The organism is Amycolatopsis sp. NPDC051373 (assembly GCF_040689465.1).
GTDB lineage: Bacteria > Actinomycetota > Actinomycetes > Mycobacteriales > Pseudonocardiaceae > Amycolatopsis.
Window position 1 is genome coordinate 44,100 of record NZ_JBFBAE010000017.1, and the last position, 18,965, is coordinate 63,064.

An 18,965-nucleotide genomic window follows, 5' to 3' on the forward strand; every position below is an offset into this window, starting at 1 on the left:
CTGTCGCACACCTCCGAGGGAGTTTTCACAGGAACGCGTTCTCGATGACCGAGCGGGTGAGCACCGCGGCGGCCGGGCCCCGCTCGACCTCGCGGCCGAGGTTGAGCACCAGCACGTCGTCGCACAGCTCCCGCACGACGGTGAGGCTCTGCTCGGCGATGACCACGGCCATGTCACCTGTGCGCGCGAGCCGGGTCAGTGACTCGACGAGCCCGCTGACCGCGATCGGGGACAGGCCGAGGGAGGGTTCGTCGAGCAGCAGCACCCTCGGCTGGGACACCACCGCCCGCGCGACGGCCAGCGACTGCTGCTGGCCACCGGAGAGCCGGCCGGCCGCGCGGCGGCGCAGGTCGCGCAGCACGGGGAAGAGCTCGTACGCGAACTCGGTCCGCTCCGCGCGCTTCGCCCGGCCCCGCACCCGCAGGCAGCCTGCGTGCAGGTGCTCTTCCACGGTCAGGTCGCCGAAGAGCTCACGCGACTCGGGGACGAACGCGAGTCCGCGGCGGGCGCGGTCCCACGCCGGCACGCCGGTGAGGTCCTCGTCGCCGAGTCGGATGGTCCCGGCGTGCGGCGTGACGACGCCGGACAAGGCCTTGAGCAGCGTGCTCTTGCCCGCGCCGTTGGCGCCGACGATGCCGAGATACCCACCCGCGGCGACGTCGAAGCAGAGGTCGTGCACGACCGGGATCCGCCCGTACCCGGCGTGGATCCCCTGCGCGGAGAACGTCATCGCAGTGCTCCTTCGGCTCCGGGGCCGATGTAGGCGGCCAGCACGTCCGGGCGCCGCAGCACCTCTTCCGGGCCACCGTCGGCGAGGATCTCGCCCTCGGCCAGCACCACCGTGCGGTCGGCGACCCGCCGGACGAACCCCATGTCGTGCTCGACGAAGATCACCGTCGCGCCCGAGGACCGGACGTAGTCGAGCACGCGGTCGGCCACCATTTCCTTGTCCTCCACGGGCATTCCCGCGCTGATCTCGTCGAGCAGGAGGAGCTCCGGCCGGCTCATCAGCGCGCGGCCGAGGTCCACCAGCCGCCGTTCGGGCGCCGAGAGCAAGTCGACGTTCACCGCGGCCTGGTGCTCGATCTTCAGCTGCGCCAGCACTTCGTGGGCCCGATCGACAAGATGCTTCTCGTCGGTCAGGAAGCCGCGGCCGCGGAGCACAGCGCCGAGGAACCGGCTGGGTTTTTGCTGACCCGCGAACGCCCCCGTGGCCAGCTGGTCGAGCACCGGCAGGCCGGCCACGAGCCGAGAGTCCTGGAACGTGCGTCCGATGCCGAGCCCGGCCCGCCGCCACGCACCCACGCGGGTCAAGTCGGCAGAGCCCCGCGTGGTCTGCAAGGTGATCGCGCCGCCGGTCACGGGGACCAGGCCGCTGATCGCGTTGAACAGTGTGGTCTTGCCTGCGCCGTTGGGCCCGACCAGGCCGGTGACCGAGCCGCGCTCCACGGAGAAGCTCACGCCGCCCACCGCGACCAGCCCGCCGAAGCGGACGAGTACGGAGTCGAGGTCGAGGATCGCGTCAGCCACGGCTGCCGCCAGACGAACGCAGGTTCACCAGCGAGCGCAGCCCACCGGGCCGCAGCACGAGGATCACGAACAGCAGGCCCGCGTTGAGGTAGCTGCCGAAACTGCCGCTGCTGGGCAGGAACTGCTGCACCACCACCATGATCAGCACACCCGTGACCGTGCCCCACACGCTCCCGACGCCGCCGATCACGATCATCGTGAGCAGCAGCAACGTCAGCTCGAGCGTGAAGTTCGTCGGCGTGATGAACGTGAGGACCGCGCCCAGCAGCACGCCGCCGAGCCCGCCGAGCAGGCTGCTGAACGCGAACGCCAGCATCCGCGTCAGGGGCACATTCACGCCCATCGTCGCGGCGGCCTTCTCGTCGGTGCGCACGAGGGCGAATGCGCGGCCGATCTTCGAGCGCGTCATGCGCTGCACCACGATCAGTGCGACCGCCGCGAACACCACGGCGACGAGGTAGGCCTGATCACCGCCGAGGTCGACGAGGATCCCGTTGTCGCCTTGCGTGGGTGGCCACAGCTGGATCGCGAGCAGCGCGGCCTGGGAGAACGCGAGAGTGAGCAGCGCCAGGTACAGATCACGGGTGCGGATGATGGCGACTCCGATGATCGTGCCCGCCACGGTCGCGGCCACGGCGCCGATGATCAGCCCGCCCACGGGGCCGAAGCGAGGCTCGGAAACCGCGTACCCGTAGGCGCCCAGGGCCATGAACGCGTTCTGGCAGAAGGCGAACTGCCCCGCCTGCCCGAGCACGACCGTGTACCCGAGCGCAGACACCAGGTACGCGGCGAACAGGCCCACCACGGTCTGGATGTACCCGCCGCCGACGTCGGCCCACACGGCGACGACCACCGCGACAAGCACGACCCCGGCTGTGGTCCACAGCGAACCGACGTAGCGCTTCTCGCCGGCCGGCGACGTCACCGTGCTGGGTGTCGGAACTCGCAACCGGCCGAGCCACTTCTCCACCGGCAGCGCGGAATCGCGGACGGCGGCCCGCACTCGGCGGGGGACGTTGACAGTGGTCATGCGCGTGCTCCGAACAGTCCGGTGGGCCGCGTCAGCAGGATCACGAGCATCACGCCGAGCGACACGAAGGCGCTGTAGCTCGCCCCGATCGACCCCGACACGACCGACTGCACGACCCCGATCAGCACCCCGCCGACGGCGGCGCCCGGCAGGCTGCCGAACCCACCGAGGACCACGGCGGCGAAGCTGTCGAACGTGTACTGCTGCCCGAGGTCCGGGGACAGCAGGTAGGTCGGGAAGATCAGCGCGCCGCTCAGCGCTGCGAGGCCGCCGCCGACGCACCACGCCAGCGTGGAGACCCGCGCCGGGTTCACGCCGACGACCGTGGCGCCGAGACGGTTGCTCGCGACCAGCCGCATCCGCAGGCCGGCCGACGTGCCGCGCAGCACCAGCGTGAGCCCGGCGACGAGCACGAGGCTCACCACCATGAGCACCACGTCGCTCGCCGACCAGCCGAGCCCCGGCACGATCGGCGAGCGGCCCGCGTACGGCGTCATCGTCTTGGCCTCGGCCCCGAACGACGACAGGAACAACCCGCCGGCGACCTCGGTGACCGCGATCAGCACGATGATCTGGGCGAGCAGGCTCGCGCCGCGCAAGGGGCGCAACGCGATCTGGTCGACGACCACACCCGAGGCGACGCCCGCGGCGACGGCGCCGAGCATGACCACCCACGCGGGGAACCCGTGCGAGCCGAGTTCCCACGCGACGTAGCCGCCGAGCATCATCTGGCTGCTGTTGGCGAAGTTGACCACACCGGTGGCGCGGTAGACGAGCGTGAAACCGAGTGAGACGAGGGCTAGGGCGAATCCGTTGACGATTCCGGTGCCGAAAGTGGCGGTGGTGACCATCGATCAGTCCTCACTGGGGCCAGGTCAGTTCGCGGTGAGCTGGTTCTGGGTCGTGTCGCTGCCGAAGAACGAGACCTTGCCGCCGGAGATGCCGTAGAAGTTGGTGCAGGAGTTGCCCTTGTGCGAGGTCGTGGAGAACGCGATGGGGCACGGCAGCTCGGGCGTCTTGAACGGCTGCATCGTCTCCAGGCCGGTGACCAGGCCTTCGGGGGTGGTGTCCTTGGCGTTGCGCAGCCCGGCGATGAACGCCTTGGCCGCCGCGTAGGCCTGCACCGTCCACACGATCGGCTCGGTGGTCGGGTGCTCGGCCTTCCACGCCTTCATGAAGTCGGCCGTGCACGGGTCCCCGACGGGACACGCCAGCGGGGTCAGCGCGTAGTAACGCACCTTCGGGTCCGATTTCGCGAGCTGGTCGAGCGAGGTGTTGGACCCGGCGAACGTGACCAGTGGCAGGTAGGTGGCCTGGTGGATCTCGGCGTTGATCACCGCGGCCATCGGCGGCGCGGTGATACCGAGCAGCACGGCGTCGACTCCGGCGTCTTTCAGGCCCTGCACCTGGCTGGTGGCGTCCGTGGCGTTGGCGGCGATCTTCTGCGTGGAGTCGACGGTGAGGCCGTACTTGGCGAGCGCGTCCTTGGCGCCGGACAGCGCGGCGTCGCCGTACGCGTCGGACTCCACCATCATGCCGATCTTCTTGGCGCCCATGGAATGCACGAGCTTCGCGATGCCCGTGGCGACGTCGTTGGAGGAGAACGCCGGGGCGAACGTGTACTTGTTGAGTGGCGAGGTGAGCTGCGGGTTGATGCTGCCCGGTGTGTAGAACGGGGTTTTCGTGCTGCTCGCGACCTGCATGGTCGACAACGCGGTGGGCGTGAAGGCGGGCCCGTAGAGCACGGAGACCTTGTCCTGCGTGATGTACTTGCGCGCCACCGTGACGGCGGTCGCCGGGTCGCTCGCGTCGTCGGCGTAGAGCAGTTCGACGGAGTGGCCGTTGACGCCGTTCTTGGTCAGGTCGGCGAAGGCGAGCTTGGCGGAGTCCTGGTAGACCGCGTCGAACGCGGCGTCGGCCCCGGTGAGACCGAATTGCACGCCGATCTTGATGCTGTCGCTGCTCGATCCGCTCGAGCCGCATGCCGTGAGCACCGAGGCGGCGGCAGCGACGGCGGCCACCAGCGCGAGTTTTCGGTGCCGCCTGGGAAAAGTCATCATCATTCCTCCGCGTCATTGGTTCGGATGATTCGAGACGACGACGCCGGCGGCGGGGACCAGATCCGCAGGAGGCGCACTGTGAGTGCAGATTTTTACTGTCAACTCAGTCCAGTGTCAAGGCTCTCGCCGTTGATCTTTGCGCCGGTCAGTGGCATACATCCTGCTCACCTGGGATGCAACGGACGTTGCGGGATTGACATCGGGGCCGATTTCGATCTTGGTTGGGGATGGTTGATGTTTTACTGGTTGAACTGAGGGTAAAACTTGTAGAGTGGCGTTTCACCGTCCGATCGAGTTCCGCCAACCCGACCCCCGCCGGCGCAGGAGCGACACATGGCCTCACCCCCCGAGCAGTCCGACGAGCCGCGCAGCACTTCGGAGGGCGTGCACATCGGCTCGAAGCTGCGCGAATGGCGCCACGAGAGCCGGACGACGCTCACGGAGGTGTCCGAGGCGGTCGGGCTTTCCGTCGGCTACATCAGCCAGGTCGAGCGCGGTCGCGCGAACCCGTCGCTGGAAGCGTTGAAGCGGCTGGCCGACGTGCTCGGCCACACCGTCGGCGAGCTGTTCAGCAACGAGGCGCCGCCCGCGAACCCGTTGCGGTACTCGGTTTCCAAGAGCGGGCAGCGCAAACGCATCCAGTACCCGGGCTCCGGGATCATGAACGAGCTGCTCAGCCCCGACCTGCAACACCAGATGGAAGTGGTGTGGGTCGAGGCGCCCGTGGGCGCGACCAGCGGCGGGCACCCGCATTCGCACGTCGGCGAGGAGTGCGGCATCGTGCTGTCCGGCGTGATGATCTTCTGGATCGGCGACGACGAGGTGAAACTCGAAGCGGGCGACGCGATCTACCTCGACTCGACGGTGCCGCATCGGTGGCATGTCGGGGAAGGCGAACCGCTCAAGGCGGTCTGGCTGATCACGCCGCCCACGTTCTAGGCGGGGGCTGCTGGAGTTCTGGCTGGTGCAGGGCTGAGCTCGGTGCGGAGGTCGTACCGGTCTCGGTGTCGGGTGTCTACTGTGGACTTGGTTGCGTGGTTGTCCACAACTCGAGCCCGCTGTGGACAACTGAGCAGATCGGCGGGTTTTGGCGGTGTGGTCCGATAGAATGGGACTAGGGCCGCCCCCGGGAGGGTGGGGGTTTGTCGTCGCGGGGTTGGCGGCTGGCGCTGGGTGGTGCGGGGAGCGGCAGGGCGGTGCTCAGAGCCGGATTCCCGCCCACTGTGCGAATCCGGCGAGTGAATCCGTTGTGCGCCGCTCGGCGGCCACGAGTGCGCGCACGGTCTCCGCGACCGACGGGTGGCGGCGGGTGGCGTTGGGTGCGACTGTGCGGGCGGCGTTCAGCTCGGCGAGTGTCTTCTCTCGGTCGCCGTTCAGCATCCAGGCGCGGGCCATGTCGATGTGGTGGTGCCCGACGCGCTCGGGCCGCCGCGAATCGACCACGGCCACCGTCGCGGCGCGGCGTACGGCCTCGCGGGCGTTGTAGTTCTCCACGGGAACGGCGCACCAGTGCACCACGATGTTGGTCGTGCTGGCATCCACGTTGTAGTACGGCGTCTCGGGCGGCGCGAACTCCTCGGCGAACGCGCGAGCCTCCGACAGGTATTCGTCGGCCTCGTTCGGGTCACCGGCTCGCGCGGCGAGGACGGCAGAGCGCAAGTCGAGCTGGATCGCGACCGCCCGGTCGTCGGCGCCGTCCTCGACGTATCGCCGTGCCCGGTCGAGCAGCCGTAGTCCGGTGCGGTAGTCGCCGTGCTGGAGGTAGCGCGTGCTCCGGTGATAGGCGCTGATGGCGACGCGCAACGGGTCTCCGGTGTTCGGCGCGAGCTGGATGTGGCGCTCGGACGCGATGGCCGCGAGGTCGGCTTGCCGGAAGCGCCCGGCCACCGTGGCCGCCATGCGGTAGGCGTCGTGCAGCGCCGCGCGCGCCAGTTCACCGGCGTGGTCCTGCTCTTCGGCGAGCACGTAGAGGTGGTGAAGCAGGTGCGGCAGCTCCGCGAGTACCTCCGCGTTGCGCAAGGACTGGACCCGAGTCGCCATCGACGCCAAGCGCACCGTGACGGCGCCGAGAGGAATCGGATCACCCTCGGGCCGAGGGTCGTCGTAGGCGTCGAGCGCACCACGCAACTCGGCGACGCCCGCTGATTCCTGGCTCGGCTCTTCGAGCACCTCGTTTTCGCGGGTGCCGTAGAGAGTCGACACCTTGATCCCGAGCACTCGCGCGGCGCCGGCCACAAACGCCGCACTCGGCGGCTTGCTGCCCTGCTCCACCTTCTTGACCAGCGACTGCGAAAAGTTGGTGCGCTGAGCCAACTGCAGCTGGCTCAGGCCCGTTAACTTGCGGGCTGCCTTCAGCCGATCGGCGACGCTGTCGCCCGGAAGCGCGGGCACGTGCATTCGCGGTGCTCCTGCCGTCGGCCGGTGTCCCTTCGGTGTCCCTCCAGCCTACCAATCACTTTTAGCCTAAGGACTGTCACTATCGGCAACAAATCGGACGGAGGCGCGCGCGATGACCGCCCTGATCCAACGATCCGCGCTCGACCAGCTTGACGCCGTCGCCGCGCGACTGGACGAGGTCCGCGTCGCCGAAGGATGGACGCTGCGCGGGCCGGGCGCGTCCTCGGCATGGCCGCCGGAAACATCCTGGGCCTGCGGGTCCGGGCAGGCACCAGCACCACGCTGCCGCTGCTGGATGCTTACGCAGGTCTGCTCGGCTACGATCTGCACGTGCTGCTCGTCGAGGACGATCCCGGCGTCCGGCGGCCCGGCTGGCGGGAGCGCATGCCCCACGGCGACGTCACCGGCGACGACCTTGCCATGTCCGAGCCGTGGCACCTGCAGCGCCACCTGCACACCCTCCGTCGGCAAGCGGGTCTGACTCGCGGCGAGGTCGCCGAAGCTCTGGGCATCGCGGTTCTCGCGTTGTGGCGCTTGGAAACCAACCCCGTCGCGATCGACGCGGCGATGATGAACGTGCTGATGTACGCGCGTTTCTTCGGTTACACCGTGCGTTTGCACCTCGTCGAGCCGTTGGAGATGTCAGCCGTGGGCAAGTGGATAGGCGACGACGGAGGTGTGGTCTACGACGGAAAACCCGTAACCGGTGACGATGAAGACCACCCCGACGTCGAATGAACTCCCGGCTGCCGCGTGCTGACCCCGACCAGTCGCGGCGGCCGGGTTCCAGCCGCTCACCCGTCAGTGCCTGCCCCCGTCGATCGGCGCCCGGAAACGGTGAAGGGGGCGTTCGCGAGGAACGCCCCCTTCATCAAGTCAGCGCAACTCAGTCCGTGCCGGACTCCATCGCGGCACTGTCCAGAAGTTCGACGTCGTCGGTCTTGCCGCGGGAGGCGATGGCCTGGGCGCCGCCCTCGGGCATGGCGCCGATGAGGCCGGTGGAGGCGGCCTGGGCGGCGCCGATGAGGGCCGGGTGGGAGCCGCTGCCGACCATGCCGAGGCCCGCGTACTGCTCGAGCTTCGCGCGGGAGTCGGCGATGTCGAGGTTGCGCATGGTCAGCTGGCCGATGCGGTCGACCGGGCCGAACGCGCTGTCCTCGGTGCGTTCCATCGACAGCTTGTCCGGGTGGTAGCTGAAGGCCGGCCCGGACGTGTCGAGGATCGAGTAGTCCTCGCCGCGCCGCAGGCGCAGCGTGACCTCGCCCGTGATGGCGGTGCCGACCCAGCGCTGCAGCGACTCGCGCAGCATCATGGCCTGCGGGTCGAGCCAGCGGCCCTCGTACATGAGGCGGCCGAGGCGGCGGCCTTCGTTGTGGTAGCTGGCGACGGTGTCCTCGTTGTGGACCGCGTTGACGAGCCGCTCGTACGCCGCGTGCAGCAGCGCCATGCCCGGGGCCTCGTAGATGCCGCGGCTCTTGGCCTCGATGATGCGGTTCTCGATCTGGTCGGACATGCCGAGCCCGTGGCGGCCGCCGATCGCGTTGGCCTCCAGCACGAGGTCGACGGACGTCGCGAACTGCTTGCCGTTGATCGACACCGGCCGGCCGAGCTCGAAGCCGATGGTGACGTCCTCGGGCTCGATCTCGACGCTCGCGTCCCAGAACCGCACGCCCATGATCGGCTCGACGATCTCGATGCCGGTGTCGAGGTGCTCCAGCGACTTGGCCTCGTGGGTGGCGCCCCAGATGTTGGCGTCGGTGGAGTAGGCCTTCTCGGTGCTGTCGCGGTAGGGCAGCCCGTGGGCCACCAGCCACTCCGACATCTCCTTGCGGCCGCCGAGCTCCGTCACGAAGTCCGCGTCGAGCCACGGCTTGTAGATGCGCAGGGCGGGGTTGGCCAGCAGGCCGTAGCGGTAGAACCGCTCGATGTCGTTGCCCTTGTAGGTGGAGCCGTCGCCCCAGATCTGGACGTCGTCTTCGAGCATCGCGCGCACCAGCAGCGTGCCGGTGACCGCCCGGCCGAGCGGCGTGGTGTTGAAGTAGCTGCGGCCGCCGGAACGGATGTGGAACGCGCCGCACGTCAGCGCCGCGAGCCCCTCCTCGACCAGCGCCTCCTTGCAGTCGACCAGCCGCCCGAGCTCCGCGCCGTACGACGTCGCACGCCCCGGCACCGACTCGATGTCGGGCTCGTCGTACTGCCCGATGTCGGCCGTGTAGGTGCACGGCACGGCGCCTTTGTCACGCATCCACGCCACCGCAACGGACGTGTCGAGGCCACCGGAGAACGCGATGCCGACCCGCTCGCCGACGGGAAGGGAAGTGAGCACCTTGGACATGGGTATGATTATGCATCAGTATGTATGACTGTGCATAGTCGGGGCGGGAAGTCGTGACGCAGATCGCTCCGGAGAGCCTCGCGGACCTGGCCCGACACAGAAGACGGGTGCCATCCCCACGAAGAGGATGACATCCGCGGTTGTGGCGAACTCGCAGACATCACGCTGGCGGTTCGCTCGGGCTGAAGGTGCACTCAGGCGAGTGGACTGATCGGCAAGTCGACTCCGCGCCGGGGTTGCGCCGGGTCGGCGGAAGATCGAGGCTCCGCCTGTCCTCAGCAGGCGCCGCTCTTGATGAGAGTCGGTCCTGGTGCGGAATCGGCTCATCGGCGTTGGACGGGGCCGATCCGGCCAGGCGTGGCAACCGGCGCTGCGGGTTGCCCGGAAGCGAAGACGGGTGCCACCCCCACGAAGAGGATGGCACCCGTCCTTCAGCACAAACCCTCAGGCCTCACCCACGCGGATCGAACGGAATCCCTGCCGGCAGCGAGGCCGCCAGCAAGTCGTTGTACCGCGCGTCGTTGATCTTGATCGTCGCCGAGCCGAAGTCGGCGGACATGAGCTTGTCGCGCAGGGCCGTGGAGGGGTAGCCGTCGTAGCCGACGAGCGGGGGGTAGCGCCAGTTGTGGTAGTGGTTCTCCGGCGGTTCGTCGTTGTCGTTGGCCAGGCGGAAGAAGTGCGTGCCCAGGCCGTCCTTGTGGTAGACGACCTTCGGGTGCGAGCCGTCGAAGCGGACCTGGGAGCGCGGGTACGTGACCTGGCTGCTGTGCTGCGTGGTGGTCACGAACTCGACCTGGTTGCTCGCCTGGTTGATCCAGGAGATCACGTGCTCCCAGTCGTGGCGGTGGCCGCCGAGACCGCTGCCGGCGACGGCCTGGTCCTTCTCGAAGTAGCTGGCGTAGACCACTGCGCACCAGCCGTTGTTGCACTTCGAGCGGGAGTAGGTCTGGGAGTTGTCGAGGTCGGACTGGTCGTGGCAGCTTCCGTTGACCGCGCCGGTGGTGTTGAGGCCCGGGGCGAGCGTGCCGTCCGGGCCGATGGCCGGCGTGGCGTAGCAGCCGTCGCCGTCGTAGTCGTACGCGGGCGAGAACGACTGGTCGTAGCCGCCGGCGTTCTGGGGGAGGTTGTGCGGGGGATCGGCGTACGCCGCGGCCGCCGGGATCACCAGCGCCAGCACGGTGGCGCCGAGGACCGCACCGAGCCGTTTGAAGGTTCGCATAAAGGTCGACCTTCCGAATGGGGACAGGGCGTTGATCATGCTGGCGCACCCGGCCCCCGGGGAGAAGGAGTTGGACCCGAAAAGCCCGCGACGAAGGTGGGTCGCGGGCCTTTCGGGCCGGTGAACACTCACTCCGCGCGCAGAGATTCCACCTTGGTGACCTGGCGCAGCAGCGGAATCGTGCACGCGGTGACCATGAAGACCGCCGCCACGGCCGCGCCGGCCATGCTCGCGATCAGCCCGACGTCGAGCTTCAGCGGGATGTCCGCGGCCCGCAGGATCGGCAGCGTGAGCCCGGTACCCGACAGAACCGCCAGCACCACGCCGATCAGCACCGGCAGCGCGGTCTGCGCGAACGAGCTGCGGGCCAGCACGCTCAGTGGAACACCTGAAGCTGCCAACGCGGCCAATGCCCGGCGCCGCTCGGTGATCTGCTCAACCGCCAGCATCAGCAGGCTCAGCGCCGCGACCGCGAGCACGAACAGCGACGCCGTGAGCAGTACCGCGCGGATCGTGGCCAGGACCCCGGCCGGTGCGCTCGGCCGCTCGTCCGTGTCCACCACGACGTGCCAGGTCAGATTCGAGACGGCGGCCGCCACGAGGTCGGCCACGGCCGCGGGTGTCCCCTGGCCCGTCACGTACACCCTGGGCAGCCCGGTCGGCTGCGGAAGACCGGCGACCGCTCCTTCGGTGACCAGCAGTGTGTCCTCCAGGCCCCGCGCCGCCGAAGTCGCCGGTACCCGCACCACATCTGCCGGGGCCGTCCACATCGGACCTCCGGAGACCGAGGAGGACGTCGTGAGCCGCACCGGTCCGGTCGGCACCCGCGTGTCGCCGATCGCGAACACGCTTCCGTCCACACAGGACGTTAGCTGCGCCCGCATCGCCAGTGCGGCACACGAACCGACCTCCATGCCGGTCCACTGGTCGCCGGAAACCGCCGACACGCTCCGGATCGTGCCCACCCGCGTCAGCCCGGCCACGCTCGAAACGCGCTGTTGCGCCTCGGCGGCCGTAGCCTCGTCCGCGATCACGCTCACGTGTGCCGCGCCCGGCCACGACGGATCCGTGTTGGCCTCGGTCGCCTCGGCCGCGAGCAGGGAGTTGAGGACGACCTGCAGCAGGATGCTGCCCGCCACTACGACGACCAGCCCCGACACGACCCGGCTCGGCGTACCGCTGTCGAGCTGCAACCGCCGCACGGCGAGCTGCCACGCGGGCGACCCGCCGCGCAGGCGGCCGGCGATCCCCTCGACGATCCACGGCAGCAGCACGGTCACGCCCACCAGTAGGAAGACGGATCCCACGGTGAGCGCGATCAGCACGCTGTCGCTGCCGTGCCCCGGTTCGGTCGCATACGCCGTGCCGATGAGCAGCACCCCCAGGCCGGTGATCACCCAGCGCCACCACATTCGCCGGCGCACCGGTTTGGCCTGGCGCACCACACCGAGCGGTTCGACGATCGTGCGCCGCAGCCCGAACAACGCCGCCCCGACGGCCAGCGCGGGCACGAGCACCAGCACCAGGACCGCGAGCGGCCACGGCGGCACGAAGTCCTCGCCGAACACGCGGTAGCCGAACAGGCCGAGAGACCCCAACGTCGGTCGCACCGCGAGGAACAGAGCCACGCCGAGCACCAGGCCGATCGTCGCGCCCAGCAGCGACTCCCCGGCCGCGACCCAGCGGATCTGCCGTGCGTCCACGCCGAGCAGCCGCAGCGCGGCCAGGCGTTGATCGCGTTGCGCCGCACCCATGCGCGACGCCGTGGTCACGAAGATCAGCAGTGGCAGCAGGAGCGCCACCACCACCGGTAGCACCGCGATGAGCAGCGAGGTCGCGACGGCCAGCCGCGGCGGTTGCCCGCCGCCGTAGCCGTAGATCGTCCGCACGTCCGGGCTCGACTTCGCGTCCTCGACCGTGGTGCCGTACCAGGCCGTGATCTCGCCCGCGTCGACGAGCCCGGGTTTGGCGATCGTGCCCGCCGGCGCCGCGGGCATCCGGGCCCGCAGACTGGCGCCGTCCGGGCCGGCGAGCAGGCGCGCGAGCTCGGGCGACACGATGAGCTCGCCGGGCTTCGGCACCGCGTTGAGCCCGGGTGGCACCGGCGCGTGCGGTCCACCGGCCGCGACCGAGCGCAGGTCCACGAAGTGGTTTCCCTGGATCGCCGACCACTTGACGACGTACAGCGGGTCGACGCCGGGCTTCGGCTGCGTGCTCTCCGCGGTCGCGGCCGCGCGGTCTTCCCGCGCGTCGACGACCGAGCTCACCGACGCCGCCGGCAGCAGCACCGCCACCACGAGCCCGATGCCCACCGCCGTCATGGCCAGGCGTAGCAGCGCCTGTCCCGACATCCGGCCGCCCCCGACGGCCAGCCGGAGGCCGAGAAGGAGGTTCGCGATCACTGCGCGAACTCCCGGTCCGCCACGCGCCCGTCGCGCACCACGATCTCGTGGTCCGAGTACGCCGCGACGCGTGCTTCGTGCGTCACGAGCACGACGGCCGCGTTGGTCTGCCGCGCGGCTTCGGTGAACATGCGCATGACCTTCTCGCCGTTGAGCGAGTCGAGCGCGCCCGTCGGCTCATCGGCGAAAACCACCTTCGGCTGGGTCACGAGCGCGCGCGCCACGGCAATGCGCTGCCCCTGCCCGCCCGAGACGTCGCCCGGGCGCTTGTCCGCGACGTCGGACACCTGCAGCCGCTCGAGCCACTCGCGCGCGACGCCCTCGGCCTTGCGCCGCGCGACCTTCGCCAGGCGCAGCGGCAGCGCGACGTTCTCCAGGCACGTCAGCTCCGGCACGAGCTGCCCGAACTGGAAAACGAAGCCGAACTCCGTGCGCCGCAACGCACTGCGCTCGCGGTCACTCATGGCGACGAGGTCGCGGCCGCCGTAGGTGATGGTGCCGGCGTCGGGGCGGACGATGCCGGCGAGGCAGTGCAGCAGCGTCGACTTGCCGGAGCCCGACGGGCCCATGATCGCGAGCACCTCCCCGGCCGCGACGGACACGCCGGCGCCGCGCAGCGCCTGTGTCGGGCCGAACGCCTTCTCCAGGCCATCGGCGACGAGCAGGGGTTCCGTCATGACCGCACCTCGCTCGCCAGTTCGTCGAGGCGCGCGGCCGTGAGCTCGAGCCAGCGCAGGTCGGCTTCGAGGTGGAACAGCGCGTGGTCGCAGATCAGCTGCGTCGCGAGGTCGCCCTCACGCTTGCGGCGTGTGAGCTCGCGCATCATTTCGAGGTGCTTGCTGCGTTGCGCGTCCAGCACGGTCGTGGCGCTGCGTCCGGACAGCAGCGCCAGCACGACCTTGGTGTAGAGCGTGTTCTGCAGGTACGGCTCGGGGTTCTCCGGCGTCGCGAGCCAGTGTTCGACGTCGGTGATGCCGGCGTCGGTGATCGTGTAGCGCTTGCGCTCCGGCCCGTCGCCGGCCTCGACGCCCGCGACCTCCACGAGGCCGTTTTTGAGCAGGCGCGAGAGTGTGGCGTAGACCTGCCCGTAGGCGAGTGGCCGGTCTTGGCCGAACTGTTCGTCGTACGCGCGTTTCAGGTCGTACCCGTGCCGCGGTCCTGGCTCGAGCAAGGCGAGCAGGGTGGTCCCCACTGACATGTCTGGTCCCCTTCGGATGATCGCTATACATCGAGACTATACATTGCGTGTATACGCAGGTGATCGGGGTGTGTCCGATTTGCTCGGTGGCGGTCCGTGAACGGCTTGGTGACGCCCAGGTGGACGACCCTTGCGGTGGTGGGGACCACCGTGGGTGGGCGTGTGAGCTGTCTGTATGCTTCCGCATCGCTTGACTGGGTGGATTCTCACCTGATTGGTGGCCGTCGTGATCGGGGTGTGTTTTCTCACGCGGCTCCGACTTTCTGGTTCGGGCTTGGATGGGAGAACAGATGCAGGTCAGGTCAGGTCTGGTGCGAGGCGGGATCGCGGCTGCCGCCGCGGCCGTCGCGCTGATGGCGGCCGCTCAGGGCGCCACCGCGGACACCGGCACAAAGGCTGAAGACGGCGCGGCTCGTGGGCGTCTCGTCCCGGGCGCGTTCACCAACGGTTTCGGTGTCAACCTGAACGAGAACGGCAAGGACCACTACTACGACACGGTCCTGTTCGGTCTCAAGCTCTCCGACGGCAGCACGCTGAAGCTGTACTGCGTCGAGATCGAGACGAACATCGACGAGCAGCAGGACATGCTCGAGACGCCGTGGGACAAGTACCCGAACCCGGACTCGCCGTTCAACAAGAACAACGCGAAGATCAACTGGGTCCTGCACTACGGCTTCCCGACTGAGGACCTCAAGGGCATCGAGGCCGAGCTGCAGGGCGTCACGCTGCACGATGGCCTCTCGCAGGCCGAGGCCATCGCCGCCACGCAGGCCGCCGTCTGGCACTTCAGTGACGGCAAGGAGATCGACCGCGACAAGCCGGTGCAGTTCGGCAACGCGGACAACGGCGCCGACGTGCTCGCGCTGTACGACTACCTCACCGGCAGCGACAACGTCGGCATCGGCCAGCAGCCGAAGCCGTCGCTGAGCATCACCCCGGCCTCGGCCAAGGGCGAAGCCGGTACCAAGATCGGCCCGTTCACCATCGCCACCACCGGTGACATCACCGACCTCACCACGCAGCTGCCCGACGGCGTCAAGCTCGCCGACGCCGACGGCAAGGCCGTGACGGAGGGCGAGGTCAAGGACGGCACCAAGCTGTACCTCGACGTTCCCAAGGACGCCAAGGCCGGCACCGCCGAGCTGGCGCTCAAGGCCGTCGGCCACCTCGACACCGGCCGCCTGTTCGTGGGCGAGAACTACGCCAAGCACCCGGCGCAGTCGCTGATCGTCGCGGAGTCGCAGAAGACCACGGTCGACACCTCGGCCACCGCCACCTGGACCGAAGCCGGCGTCACCCCGCCGACCACCCCGGCGGCGCCCGCCACCACCCCGGCCGCCCCGGCCGGCGGCTCGGCACCCCTGGCCAACACCGGCGTGGACGCCTCGCTGCCCATCGGCATCGGCGCGGCCCTCGTCCTGGCCGGCGGCGCGATGCTGGTGCTGGTGCGCCGTCGTCGTAGCAACGCCTGAGTGTTCTAGCTGAACGAAGAAGCGGGGGCCGGTCCATTGTGGACCGGCCCCGCTTTCGTGTGGTCAGGGGATTTTCAGCCGACGATCACTTCGGTGATCGCACCCTCGCTCGCCACCAGGCGCACGCGGTTTGTGCCGCATCGCCGCGTCGCGGGCGTGAGCGCCCGGCTGCTGGATGAGGAAACCGTGGCGGGTCAGCTCGATCACGGCCTTGCGGATCGGCATCCCGACGACGTCGGACGGGCGAAAGTTCGGATCGCGCGGTGGTCCGCCGTCGCGGATGCCCTTGTGGCCCATGGAGCCACGGTACTCAGAGCCGGTCCGCGTCGACGATCGCTTTGGTGAAGTCCGCCGGGGCTTCCTGGGGGACGTTGTGGCCGATGCCGGGCAGGACGCGGTGGTCGTACTTGCCGGTGAACTGCTTGCGGTAGCCCGAGCCGTCGGCGGCGGTGCCGTCGAAGTCGCTGGCGACGGTGATGGTGGGCAGGGCGATCTTGGGGCTTTGCTGGAGCTGGGCTTCGAGCCGGTCGTACTGCGGTTCACCGTGGGCGAGGCCCAGGCGCCAGCGGTAGTTGTGGACCACGATGGCCACGTGGTCCGGGTTGGTGAACGACTGGGCGGTGCGCTGGTAGGTCGCGTCGTCGAAGTCCCACTTCGGGGAGACGGTCTGCCAGATGAGCTTGTTGAACTCGGCGGTGTTACGCGTGTAACCGAGCACCCCACGTTCGGTCGAGAAGTAGTACTGGTACCACCAGCCGAGCTCGGCGGCGGGTGGCAGCGGGTCACGCTGCGTCTTCAGGTTGGTGATCAGGTACCCGCTCACGAGCACCAGCGCCTTGCACCGCTGCGGCCACAGCGCGGCCACCGCGCCGGCCGTGCGCGAGCCCCAGTCGAAGCCGCCGATCACGGCCTTGGGGATCTTCAGCGCGTCCATCAGCGCGATGACGTCGGCGGCGACGGCGGACTGCTGGGCGTTGCGGAACGTCGAACCCGAGCGGAACGTCGTGGTCCCGTAGCCGCGCAGGTACGGCACGATCACGCGGTAGCCCTGAGCCGCCAGCGCGGGCGCGACGTCGACGTAGCTGTGGATGTCGTACGGCCACCCGTGGAGCAGGAGCACCACCGGTCCGTTCGCGGGGCCGGCCTCCGCGTAGCCGATGTTCAGGACACCGGCCCGTACCTGCTTGAGCGGCCCGAAGGACGGGTGCCCAGTGGCCGCCGCAGCCGGAGACGCGACGCCGGCGACCGATGCCGTTGCCACGCCGGCGGCGAGTACCTGCGAAAACTGTCTCCTGCTGATCATCCGAAAACACTCCTGAGCTCGGAACCTTCTTCCGCGTTGTGACGGTAGGCAGTGGCGGGGTGGCTTCGCGCCCGTCAGATGACGCCGTGGGTGTACGTCATCCCTCGCGGCGCAGCGCGGCACCCAGCTCGCCGCGGGCGCTGATGCCGAGCTTCGGGAAGATCCGGTGCAGGTGCGTGCTCACGGTCCGGTGCGACAGGTACAGCCGCTGCCCGATCTCCCGGTTCGTGAGCCCCTCCGCGGCCAGGTGCGCGATGTTCAGCTCGTGCGCCGTGAGGTCGCCCAGCGCGTCCGGCTCGCGGTCCGGCGTCGCCTCGCCCGCGGCGCGCAGCTCGCGAGCGGCCCGATCGCTGGACGCCGTGACGCCCAGTGCGTCGAACGTCTCCCGCGCCGCCCGCAGCACCGGCCGCGACTCCGCCGCCCGGCGACGCCGTCGCAGCCACTCGCCGAACGCGAGCTGCAGCCGTCCGCGTTCGAGCGGCCAGCCCGTGAGATCGGCCTGCAACGCGACGCGGAACAGCTCCTCCGCGTCCTCGTCGGAGGCGAGTACGGCGCGGGCGTAGCGCAGGCCGTGGTGCAGCGCGGGGGACGTCGTCGGGGCCTGTTCGAGCTCGGCGATCAGATCGCGCACCACGTCGGCGCGATCGCAGTGGACGGCCGCCTCCGCCAGCTCGGCGACGACGTAACAGCGCAGCGCCAGCTGGTACGCGGGGTCTGCGGGATCGAAGACGCGCAACAACGCGGCCACGGCGTCCGCGTGCCGGCCCGAGCCGAGGGCGGCCAGACCGCGGGCGAGCTGCACCGTGGCCAGCACCGGCCGCGCGCCCGCCGCGAGGCCCACGCGTTCTGCCTCCGCGGCGAGCTTCTCGGCCAGATCGTGGTCCCCGCGCAACGCGGCGATCTCCGCCTGCACCGCCCTGGCCAGCCCGACCATGTACGGCTGGCGCGTTTCGTGCGCAAGCCGGCCGGCTTCTTCCGCGGCGGGCAACGCGGCCGCCAGATCGCCGAGCCGGGCGTGGCTCCAGGCCTGCACGGCCAGCGCGCGGCTCAGCAACCCGAGCCGGCCTTCGGCGCGGAGACCCGGTTGCGCGGCCAGGGAGAACCGGGCCGCGAGGTCGAACGCGCCCACCTGCAGCGCGGCGCTGCCGAGGAACCGGATCACGGTCGGGTCGGTGGTTCGGTCCACCAGCTCTCGCAACGCGGCCACCACCTGCGCCCCGCGCGCCAGCGGCGTCACGTACGCCGCGATCGCCACCATCCGCGGGTCGGCCGGGTCGACGGGCAGCTCGTCGGCGATCGCGGTGATGCGTTCGCGCGCCAGCGCGCCGGGCTCGATCCAGAAGCAGCGCATGGCGGTGCTCCAGAAGATCCGCATGGCCAGGTCGAGATCACCGTCCCGGGCGACCGTGCCTGCCAGGCGGCCAGCGTGAGGGAAGGGAGGTCGTCGAGGCGGGTGGGTTCGTCGTCGCGGGCCGTCGCGATCAGGACGACGGGCTCGGACTCGACGCGGCGGGCGAGGAACGCGAGCACGTCCTGGGTCGCGCGGTCGAGCCAGTGGACGTCTTCCAGCAGCAGGACCAGCGGCGTGGCAGCGGCTGCCTCGCTGAGGAGGTTGAGCACGGCGAGGCCGACGAGATAGGTCTGCGGCGCCGGGCCGTCGACGAGGCCGACGAGATAGGTCTGCGGCGCCGGGCCGTCGACGAGGCCGAGCGCGGTGCGCAGAGCCGTGCGCTGGGTGGCCGGGAGGGCGGTCGTGGCGTCGCGGAGGGGGTAGAGCAGCTGGTTGAGACCGGCGTAGGGGAGGTGCTGCTCGGGTTCCGCGCCCGTTGCGGTCAGGATCGTCGTGCGTGAGGGGCCGAGCTGCCGGCGGACGGTGGCGACCAGAGCGGACTTGCCGACGCCCGGTTCGCCCCGCACCAGCAACGCGCCGCCGCGTTCGCCGACGCCGTCGACCAGCTCCGCCAGGCGCTTCTGCTCCAGCTCCCGTCCGAACAGGACCGAATTCCTTTCCTCGACCAC

At 69.8% G+C, this 18,965-nt stretch carries 18 protein-coding genes; 3 read left to right on the forward strand and 15 right to left on the reverse strand.

All coding sequences use genetic code 11. The features are described 5' to 3' along the window. Positions 1-25: 25 nt before the first annotated feature. From AB0383_RS29360 to AB0383_RS29380, 5 genes are read right to left on the reverse strand one after another with little or no spacing between them, the layout of a single operon-like run. Positions 26-730: an ABC transporter ATP-binding protein gene (locus AB0383_RS29360; RefSeq protein WP_366189080.1), complete on the reverse strand. Its 705-nt coding sequence runs from the start codon at positions 728-730 to the stop codon at positions 26-28. Then, complete coding sequence (locus tag AB0383_RS29365) at positions 727-1,530, reverse strand: ATP-binding cassette domain-containing protein (RefSeq protein WP_366189081.1); 804 nt, start codon at positions 1,528-1,530, stop codon at positions 727-729. The genes AB0383_RS29360 and AB0383_RS29365 overlap by 4 nt, the downstream gene beginning before the upstream one ends. Next, on the reverse strand, positions 1,523-2,560 hold the full coding sequence (locus tag AB0383_RS29370) for a branched-chain amino acid ABC transporter permease (RefSeq protein ID WP_366189082.1): 1,038 nt from the start codon (positions 2,558-2,560) through the stop codon (positions 1,523-1,525). The genes AB0383_RS29365 and AB0383_RS29370 overlap by 8 nt, the downstream gene beginning before the upstream one ends. Continuing rightward, positions 2,557-3,411 (reverse strand): branched-chain amino acid ABC transporter permease, encoded by an 855-nt coding sequence (locus tag AB0383_RS29375; RefSeq protein ID WP_366189083.1) that lies wholly within the window; start codon positions 3,409-3,411, stop codon positions 2,557-2,559. The genes AB0383_RS29370 and AB0383_RS29375 overlap by 4 nt, the downstream gene beginning before the upstream one ends. Positions 3,412-3,435: 24 nt before the next feature. Continuing rightward, positions 3,436-4,617 carry an ABC transporter substrate-binding protein gene (locus AB0383_RS29380; protein WP_366189084.1) on the reverse strand — a complete coding sequence of 394 codons (1,182 nt, stop codon included), beginning with the start codon at positions 4,615-4,617 and terminating at the stop codon, positions 3,436-3,438. A gap of 336 nt (positions 4,618-4,953) precedes the next feature. Between AB0383_RS29380 and AB0383_RS29385 the strand changes: the two genes are divergently transcribed. Further along, positions 4,954-5,559 carry an XRE family transcriptional regulator gene (locus AB0383_RS29385; RefSeq protein ID WP_220244204.1) on the forward strand — a complete coding sequence of 202 codons (606 nt, stop codon included), beginning with the start codon at positions 4,954-4,956 and terminating at the stop codon, positions 5,557-5,559. A gap of 261 nt (positions 5,560-5,820) precedes the next feature. Here AB0383_RS29385 and AB0383_RS29390 read toward each other — a convergent pair whose 3' ends face one another. Further along, complete coding sequence (locus tag AB0383_RS29390; protein ID WP_364172409.1) at positions 5,821-7,017, reverse strand: helix-turn-helix transcriptional regulator; 1,197 nt, start codon at positions 7,015-7,017, stop codon at positions 5,821-5,823. 195 nt (positions 7,018-7,212) lie between these two features. Here AB0383_RS29390 and AB0383_RS29395 point away from each other — a divergent pair, with 195 nt between their 5' ends. Beyond that, on the forward strand, positions 7,213-7,755 hold the full coding sequence (locus AB0383_RS29395; RefSeq protein ID WP_366189085.1) for a helix-turn-helix transcriptional regulator: 543 nt from the start codon (positions 7,213-7,215) through the stop codon (positions 7,753-7,755). 148 nt (positions 7,756-7,903) lie between these two features. Here AB0383_RS29395 and argG read toward each other — a convergent pair whose 3' ends face one another. From argG to AB0383_RS29420, 5 genes are all read right to left on the reverse strand, one after another. Continuing rightward, positions 7,904-9,352 (reverse strand): argininosuccinate synthase, encoded by a 1,449-nt coding sequence (gene argG, locus AB0383_RS29400; protein ID WP_220244201.1) that lies wholly within the window; start codon positions 9,350-9,352, stop codon positions 7,904-7,906. 451 nt (positions 9,353-9,803) lie between these two features. After that, positions 9,804-10,571, reverse strand: a complete 768-nt coding sequence (locus AB0383_RS29405) for an NPP1 family protein (protein ID WP_364172403.1) — start codon at positions 10,569-10,571, stop codon at positions 9,804-9,806. A 128-nt stretch (positions 10,572-10,699) separates the two neighbouring features. Next, positions 10,700-12,973: an FtsX-like permease family protein gene (locus AB0383_RS29410; RefSeq protein ID WP_366189086.1), complete on the reverse strand. Its 2,274-nt coding sequence runs from the start codon at positions 12,971-12,973 to the stop codon at positions 10,700-10,702. Further along, complete coding sequence (locus tag AB0383_RS29415; RefSeq protein ID WP_364172397.1) at positions 12,970-13,650, reverse strand: ABC transporter ATP-binding protein; 681 nt, start codon at positions 13,648-13,650, stop codon at positions 12,970-12,972. Before AB0383_RS29415 ends, AB0383_RS29410 begins: the two co-directional genes overlap by 4 nt. Next, a complete protein-coding gene (locus tag AB0383_RS29420) occupies positions 13,647-14,171 on the reverse strand; it encodes a PadR family transcriptional regulator (RefSeq protein WP_220244197.1) in 525 nt (174 codons plus the stop codon). The genes AB0383_RS29415 and AB0383_RS29420 overlap by 4 nt, the downstream gene beginning before the upstream one ends. Before the next feature lie 290 nt (positions 14,172-14,461). Between AB0383_RS29420 and AB0383_RS29425 the strand changes: the two genes are divergently transcribed. Continuing rightward, positions 14,462-15,643, forward strand: coding sequence for a thioester domain-containing protein (locus AB0383_RS29425; RefSeq protein WP_366189087.1), 1,182 nt, complete (start codon positions 14,462-14,464; stop codon positions 15,641-15,643). A gap of 63 nt (positions 15,644-15,706) precedes the next feature. On the opposite strand, the gene AB0383_RS29430 is transcribed toward AB0383_RS29425, so the two are convergent. The 4 genes from AB0383_RS29430 to AB0383_RS29445 all read right to left on the reverse strand — a co-directional run bounded on the left by AB0383_RS29430 (position 15,707) and on the right by AB0383_RS29445 (position 18,965). Further along, positions 15,707-15,940, reverse strand: coding sequence for a hypothetical protein (locus AB0383_RS29430; protein ID WP_366189088.1), 234 nt, complete (start codon positions 15,938-15,940; stop codon positions 15,707-15,709). Positions 15,941-15,953: 13 nt separating this feature from the next. Beyond that, positions 15,954-16,946, reverse strand: coding sequence for an alpha/beta hydrolase (locus AB0383_RS29435; protein ID WP_364172388.1), 993 nt, complete (start codon positions 16,944-16,946; stop codon positions 15,954-15,956). A 97-nt stretch (positions 16,947-17,043) separates the two neighbouring features. Next, positions 17,044-18,297 carry a LuxR C-terminal-related transcriptional regulator gene (locus AB0383_RS29440; protein WP_366189089.1) on the reverse strand — a complete coding sequence of 418 codons (1,254 nt, stop codon included), beginning with the start codon at positions 18,295-18,297 and terminating at the stop codon, positions 17,044-17,046. Further along, a complete protein-coding gene (locus AB0383_RS29445) occupies positions 18,180-18,965 on the reverse strand; it encodes an ATP-binding protein (RefSeq protein WP_366189090.1) in 786 nt (261 codons plus the stop codon). The genes AB0383_RS29440 and AB0383_RS29445 overlap by 118 nt, the downstream gene beginning before the upstream one ends.